Genomic DNA, 5711 nt, shown 5'->3' on the forward strand with positions numbered 1-5711 from the left:
GGACGGGTGGTTCGTGCGCATGTCGGATGCCGATTGGGACAGCGTGATCGAGGTCAATCTGACCGCCGTTTTCCGGCTCACCCGCGAACTCACCCATCCGATGATGCGCCGCCGCCATGGCCGCATCATCAACATCACCTCGGTGGTCGGCGTGACCGGCAATCCCGGCCAGACCAATTACTGCGCCTCCAAGGCCGGCATGATCGGCTTCTCCAAGTCGCTGGCGCAGGAGATCGCCACCCGCAACATCACAGTTAACTGTGTTGCACCAGGCTTCATCGAATCGGCAATGACCGACAAGCTCAACGACAAGCAGAAAGAGGCGATCATGGCGGCGATCCCGACGCGGCGCATGGGCACCAGCGTCGAAGTCGCGTCCGCCGTCGCTTATCTCGCCTCCAACGAAGCCGCCTACGTCACCGGCCAGACCATCCACGTAAATGGCGGCATGGCTATGATTTGAACGAGGTTCTGCAGCAACGCCGGCGGGTTGTGTAAAGAGACCATTTCGGCTTGGACCTCAGCTATTTTTCGTGTAATGCGGCCCGCAACCCGGCGGTTCGGGCAAAAATCGGTCCGTAGTCGTTGCGTTTCCGGCAGGACCATCTTTCAGCTTGATTAGCGGCATTCTGCCCGCTAACGAAGACAGACAAACAAAAGACGAGGATGCCCAAATGAGTGACACCGCAGAGCGCGTCAAGAAGATCGTCATCGAGCACCTTGGCGTCGATGCCGACAAAGTGACGGAGCAGGCGAGCTTCATCGATGATCTGGGCGCCGACAGCCTCGACACGGTCGAACTCGTCATGGCGTTCGAAGAAGAATTCGGCGTCGAGATCCCCGACGACGCGGCCGAGACCATCCTGACCGTCGGCGATGCCGTGAAGTACATCGACAAGGCTTCGGCCTGACGCTTTCTGCAGTCATCACCGGGGAGGACCTGCGATGAGGCGTGTCGTCGTCACGGGCCTTGGCTTGCTGTCGCCGTTCGGCATGGGCTTCGAGCACAGCTGGAAGGAGCTTCTGACCGGCCGCAGCGCTGCCAAGCGCATCACCGAGTTCGAGGTGGAGGACCTTGCTTGCAAGATCGCCCACGTCATTCCGCGTGGTGACGGCAGCAATGCCACCTTCAATCCCGAGGCCGTGCTCGAGCCGAAGGAATTGCGCAAGATCGGCGACTTCATCCTGTACGGGATTGCCGCCGCCGACGAGGCGCTGAAGGATTCCGGCTGGGAACCCAAGACGCATGAAGAGCAATGCGCCACCGGCGTCCTGATCGGCTCCGGCATCGGCGGCATCGAGGGCATCGCCGAGAACGCGATGATCCTCAAGGAACGCGGCCCGCGCCGCATCAGCCCCTTCTTCATCCCGGGCCAGATCATCAATCTCGTCTCCGGGCAGGTTTCGATCCGGCACGGGCTGAAAGGCCCGAACCATGCCGTCGTCACGGCCTGTTCGACCGGCGCGCACGCCATTGGCGATGCTGCCCGGCTGATCATGTGGGGCGATGCCGACGTGATGGTCGCCGGTGGCGCCGAAGCGCCGGTGACGCGGCTGTCGATCGCCGGGTTCGCCGCATGCCGGGCACTGTCGACGGAACGCAATGATTCGCCGCAAACGGCGTCGCGCCCCTATGATCGCGACCGCGACGGCTTCGTCATGGGCGAGGGCGCCGGCGTTGTCGTGCTCGAGGAGCTCGAACATGCCAAAGCACGCGGCGCCAAGATCTATGCCGAGGTGACGGGTTATGGTCTCACCGGCGACGCGCATCACATCACGGCGCCCGCCGAGGATGGCGATGGTGCCTTCCGTTGCATGACGGCGGCACTCAACCGGGCCAAGCTTACGCCTGCCGACGTCGACTACATCAACGCGCACGGCACCTCGACCATGGCCGACACGATCGAGCTCGGCGCTGTCGAGCGGCTTGTCGGCAATGCCGCATCGAAGATCTCGATGTCGTCGACCAAGTCGTCGATCGGCCATCTGCTTGGGGCGGCCGGTGCCGCCGAAGCGATCTTCTCGATCCTTGCCATCAGGGACAATGTCGCGCCGCCGACCATCAACCTCGACAACCCCGAACGCGAAACCGCGATCGACCTGGTGCCGAACAAGCCGCGCGCCCGCCAGATCGACGTGGCGCTGTCCAATTCGTTCGGCTTTGGCGGGACCAATGCGTCGCTGGTCTTCCAGCGCTACAATGGCTGATCGTCCGGCTGCCGGGCGACGCTTTGGCGTGCCGTCAATTTTGCCATATTCGCCTCTACTCTGCCGCTGGGGATTCGTTGGGCGATCAAACGGTAGGGCGAAATGAACACAAATCCGGCAGGCAACGGAGAATTCGGGCAACGGCCGGCAACATCCGGACCGATCGTGCCGAAAACGGCCAGCGAGGCGTTGCGGCCAGAGGCCGGCACGCCGCCGCCGAAGCGCTCGCGTGCGTCACGCAGCCAGGTCGTCGTGTTCATGAACTTCGTCATCTCCTCGGTGATGCTGGTGGTTCTGGCGGCCGGCGTCGCGGTCTATTTCGGCAAGCAGGAATTCACCGAGCCCGGACCCTCCGCTAATGGCGATACCTTCCTGGTCAAGCCGAACACCGGCGTCCAGGATATCGCCGACCAGCTCGAACGCCGCGGACTGATCAGTGATGCCCGGGTATTCCGCCTTGGCGTGCGCGCCTTCGGCAATGATTCGGCGCTGAAAGCCGGCGAGTACGAGATCAAGCCCAGGGCTTCCATGCGCGATATCATGGAGCTTCTGAAGAGCGGCAAGTCGGTGATGTATTCGCTGACCATCCCTGAAGGACTGACTGTCGACCAGGCATTGCAGCGCATCGCCAAGGAGACTGCCTTGAGCGGCGACATGCCGGCAACCACGCCGCCGGAGGGCAGCCTCGCCACCGACACGCTGCGCTTCACGCGCGGCGCGACACGCCAGCAGATGGTCGACAAGCTGCTTGCGGATCAGAAGAAGCTGGTTGACGATGTCTGGCAGCGGCGCGCGCCGGACCTGCCGCTGGCCAACGTCGAGGAGTTCGTCACGCTGGCTTCGATTGTCGAGAAAGAGACGGGCAAGGGTGACGAGCGTTCACGGGTTGCCGCCGTCTTCCTGAACCGGCTTGCCAAGGGCATGCGCCTGCAATCCGATCCGACCATCATCTACGGGCTGTTCGGCGGCAAGGGAAAGCCGGCGGACCGGCCGATCTACCAGTCGGATATCCAGAAACAGACCCCCTACAACACCTATGTGATCAACGGCTTGCCGCCGACGCCGATCGCCAATCCGGGTCGTGCAGCGCTGGAGGCGGTGGCCAATCCGTCGAAGACCGACGACCTCTATTTCGTCGCCGACGGCACCGGTGGGCACGTCTTTGCCGCGACGCTGGACGAGCACAACGAGAATGTCGCCCGCTATCGCGCTCTGCAGAAGAAGCAGGCGGATGACGTCGCCAAAGCCGCCAAGACGACCGGCGGCGGCGACAGCGATGCCGTCAAGCCGGCGGACGGTGGGCCGGCCGACAGTGGGCCTGCTGACGGTGCCGACGACAGCGGCGGTGACGCGGGCGCTGCCCAGTAGAATGAAGAAAGGCGTTGCCCGACAGGCGACGCCCTGACATTTGCAAGAGCGCCGCGCGTCCGATTTCGACGCGCCTGCGGCGCAGTCATTTTCAAGCCGCACTTGCTCTGTCCGGAAAGCCGGTTCGGGGCAATGTGCCAGGGACGTGTGGGCGATATGAATTTGCAGAGCATGACCGGTTTTGCACGTGCCGTCGCCGAGCACGAAGGCACTTCGATCGCCTGGGAGGTCAAGTCCGTCAACGGCAAGAGCGTCGAAGTACGGCTGCGGCTGCCGCAAGGCTTCGAGCGGTTGGAACCGGCTGTCCGGCAGATACTTCAGAAACGTTTTGCACGCGGCAATTTTCAGGCGACGCTGACCATCGGCCGTGCCGTCGGCGCGCAGGCGCAGCCGGTCGTCAACGAAGCCTTCCTGAAGGACCTGGCCGGGCTCGCCAAGCGGCTGCAGGAGCAGTTCGGCGTTGCTGCGGCGACCTCGGATGGACTGCTGTCGCTGCGCGGCGTGCTCGACATTCCCGAAACTGTCGAAACCGAGGAGGCGAGGGCCGCGCTCGATGCCGCGATCATGGCCGCGCTCGAAGTGGCCTTGAACGGGCTTGAACAGGCACGGCAGGGCGAAGGGGCCGCGCTGGCTTTGCTGCTGTCGGGTCATATCGACACAATCGAGGCGCTGACGCTGCGGGCAGAAGTGGATCCATCCCGCGAGACCGCGGTGATCCGGGAACGCATCGCCGAGCAGGTCAGGCTGCTGATGGACGCTTCCGCCAATTTGGATGCCACCCGACTGCACATGGAGGCCGCGTTCCTGGCCACCAAGGCCGATATTCGCGAAGAGATCGACCGGCTGAAAACGCATGTCGCATCCGGCCGGGCACTGCTGGTGGGCGGCGGCGCGGTCGGTCGCAAGCTCGATTTTCTGGCACAGGAATTTAACCGCGAATCGAATACGCTGTGTTCCAAGTCGAATGCCGCCGCCATCACCGCGATCGGGCTGGACCTGAAGGCGGTGGTCGACCAGTTTCGTGAACAGATCCAGAATCTGGAGTAGCCGATGGTTGCCAAGGATTTGGGGTCCCGCATTCGCCGCCGGGGCCTGATGCTCGTCCTGTCGTCGCCGTCCGGCGCCGGCAAGTCGACGATCGCGCGCAATCTTCTGGAAAGCGATTCCAGCCTCGAACTGTCGGTCTCGGTCACCACCAGGCCGCGCCGCGGCAGCGAGATCGAAGGCGTCCACTATCATTTCCGGACGATGCGCGAATTCGAGCGGCTTCGTGATTCAGACGCGCTGCTGGAGTGGGCCGAGGTGCATGGCAATTGCTATGCGACACCGCGCGAGCCTGCCGAACTGGCGCTGTCTGAAGGGCGCGACATGCTGTTCGACATCGACTGGCAGGGCGCCCAGCAGCTCAAGGAGAAGATGCGCGCCGACATCGTCTCGATCTTCATCCTGCCGCCATCGATGAAGGAGTTGAAGGCACGGCTGAAGCGCCGCGCCGAAGACCAGGAAGCGGTGATCGAAACGCGGTTGAAAAACGCCCGCAACGAGATCGAGCACTGGAAGGAATATGATTTCGTCATCGTCAATGACGACCTCGACCGCGCCTTCGCCGAAGTGCGCGGCATCGTCGTCGCCGAGCGGCTGAGACGCGACCGCCGGCCAGGCCTGTTCGATTTCGTCTCGGGACTGTTGGACGAGAAGACGGGTTGAGGCTGTGAAGCGCCAATCTCCCCCACGAGGGGGCAGATCGGCAGCTTCTTACACCGCGTTTGTCAACCTTACAAACTCCTCGACGCTGAGCGTCTCGGCGCGGCGTGTCGGATCGATGCCGGCGCGGTCGAGCAGGGCCTCGCCGCCGAGGCTCTTAACGCTTTGCCGCAGCATCTTGCGACGTTGGCCGAAGGCGGCTTCTGTGACGCGGCCGAGTTTCTTCACCTCGGTGGGCAGGGGCATCGGGCGCGGCACAAGATGCACCACCGAGGAGGTGACCTTTGGCGGCGGCGTGAATGCCTGTGGCGGTACGTCGAAGGCGATCCTCGCCTCCGTCCGCCAGCCGGCAAGAACCCCCAGCCGGCCATAGCTGTCGCTGCCGGCGGGAGCGACGATGCGCTCGGCCACCTCGCGCTGGAACATCAGAG

8 protein-coding genes are annotated in these 5711 nt (G+C 63.6%); 6 read left to right on the forward strand and 2 right to left on the reverse strand.

Annotated elements, in window-relative coordinates; genetic code table 11:
* The 3 genes from ENZ75_RS18610 to fabF all read left to right on the forward strand — a co-directional run.
* Positions 1 to 463, forward strand: a 463-nt coding sequence (locus tag ENZ75_RS18610; protein ID WP_128278232.1) for an SDR family oxidoreductase, incomplete at its 5' end; no start/stop codon positions are given.
* A gap of 211 nt (positions 464 to 674) precedes the next feature.
* The gene (locus tag ENZ75_RS18615; protein WP_006203723.1) at positions 675 to 911 is read left to right on the forward strand and encodes an acyl carrier protein; all 237 of its coding nucleotides are present in this window, start codon (positions 675 to 677) and stop codon (positions 909 to 911) included.
* 34 nt (positions 912 to 945) lie between these two features.
* A complete protein-coding gene (gene fabF / locus ENZ75_RS18620) occupies positions 946 to 2208 on the forward strand; it encodes a beta-ketoacyl-ACP synthase II (RefSeq protein WP_013532515.1) in 1263 nt (420 codons plus the stop codon).
* Here fabF and ENZ75_RS35165 read toward each other — a convergent pair.
* The gene (locus ENZ75_RS35165) at positions 2196 to 2468 is read right to left on the reverse strand and encodes a hypothetical protein (protein ID WP_244514282.1); all 273 of its coding nucleotides are present in this window, start codon (positions 2466 to 2468) and stop codon (positions 2196 to 2198) included. The two genes, fabF and ENZ75_RS35165, sit on opposite strands and share 13 nt — an antisense overlap.
* On the opposite strand from ENZ75_RS35165, the gene mltG reads away from it, so the two are divergent.
* The 3 genes from mltG to gmk all read left to right on the forward strand — a co-directional run bounded on the left by mltG (position 2467) and on the right by gmk (position 5283).
* Complete coding sequence (gene mltG, locus ENZ75_RS18625; RefSeq protein WP_244514283.1) at positions 2467 to 3576, forward strand: endolytic transglycosylase MltG; 1110 nt, start codon at positions 2467 to 2469, stop codon at positions 3574 to 3576. The two genes, ENZ75_RS35165 and mltG, sit on opposite strands and share 2 nt — an antisense overlap.
* 156 nt (positions 3577 to 3732) lie before the next feature.
* Complete coding sequence (locus ENZ75_RS18630) at positions 3733 to 4623, forward strand: YicC/YloC family endoribonuclease (protein ID WP_013532513.1); 891 nt, start codon at positions 3733 to 3735, stop codon at positions 4621 to 4623.
* A 3-nt stretch (positions 4624 to 4626) separates the two neighbouring features.
* The gene (gmk, locus tag ENZ75_RS18635; RefSeq protein WP_013532512.1) at positions 4627 to 5283 is read left to right on the forward strand and encodes a guanylate kinase; all 657 of its coding nucleotides are present in this window, start codon (positions 4627 to 4629) and stop codon (positions 5281 to 5283) included.
* A 48-nt stretch (positions 5284 to 5331) separates the two neighbouring features.
* Here gmk and ENZ75_RS18640 read toward each other — a convergent pair.
* The coding region (locus ENZ75_RS18640) for an rRNA adenine dimethyltransferase family protein (protein WP_281059731.1) at positions 5332 to 5711 on the reverse strand (380 nt) is incomplete at its 5' end.

The sequence above is a fragment of the Mesorhizobium sp. M7A.F.Ca.CA.002.04.1.1 genome (genome assembly GCF_004022805.1).
GTDB classification, from domain to species: domain Bacteria; phylum Pseudomonadota; class Alphaproteobacteria; order Rhizobiales; family Rhizobiaceae; genus Mesorhizobium; species Mesorhizobium ciceri.

Bases quoted from the DNA above. Each gene is read 5' to 3' on its own strand.
- ENZ75_RS18630 (WP_013532513.1), top strand. From the start codon at position 3,733: ATGAATTTGCAGAGCATGACCGGTTTTGCACGTGCCGTCGCCGAGCAC.
- mltG (WP_244514283.1), top strand. From the start codon at position 2,467: ATGAACTTCGTCATCTCCTCGGTGATGCTGGTGGTTCTGGCGGCCGGC.
- fabF (WP_013532515.1), top strand. From the start codon at position 946: ATGAGGCGTGTCGTCGTCACGGGCCTTGGCTTGCTGTCGCCGTTCGGC.
- ENZ75_RS35165 (WP_244514282.1), bottom strand. From the start codon at position 2,468: ATGAACACGACGACCTGGCTGCGTGACGCACGCGAGCGCTTCGGCGGC.
- ENZ75_RS18615 (WP_006203723.1), top strand. From the start codon at position 675: ATGAGTGACACCGCAGAGCGCGTCAAGAAGATCGTCATCGAGCACCTT.
- gmk (WP_013532512.1), top strand. From the start codon at position 4,627: ATGGTTGCCAAGGATTTGGGGTCCCGCATTCGCCGCCGGGGCCTGATG.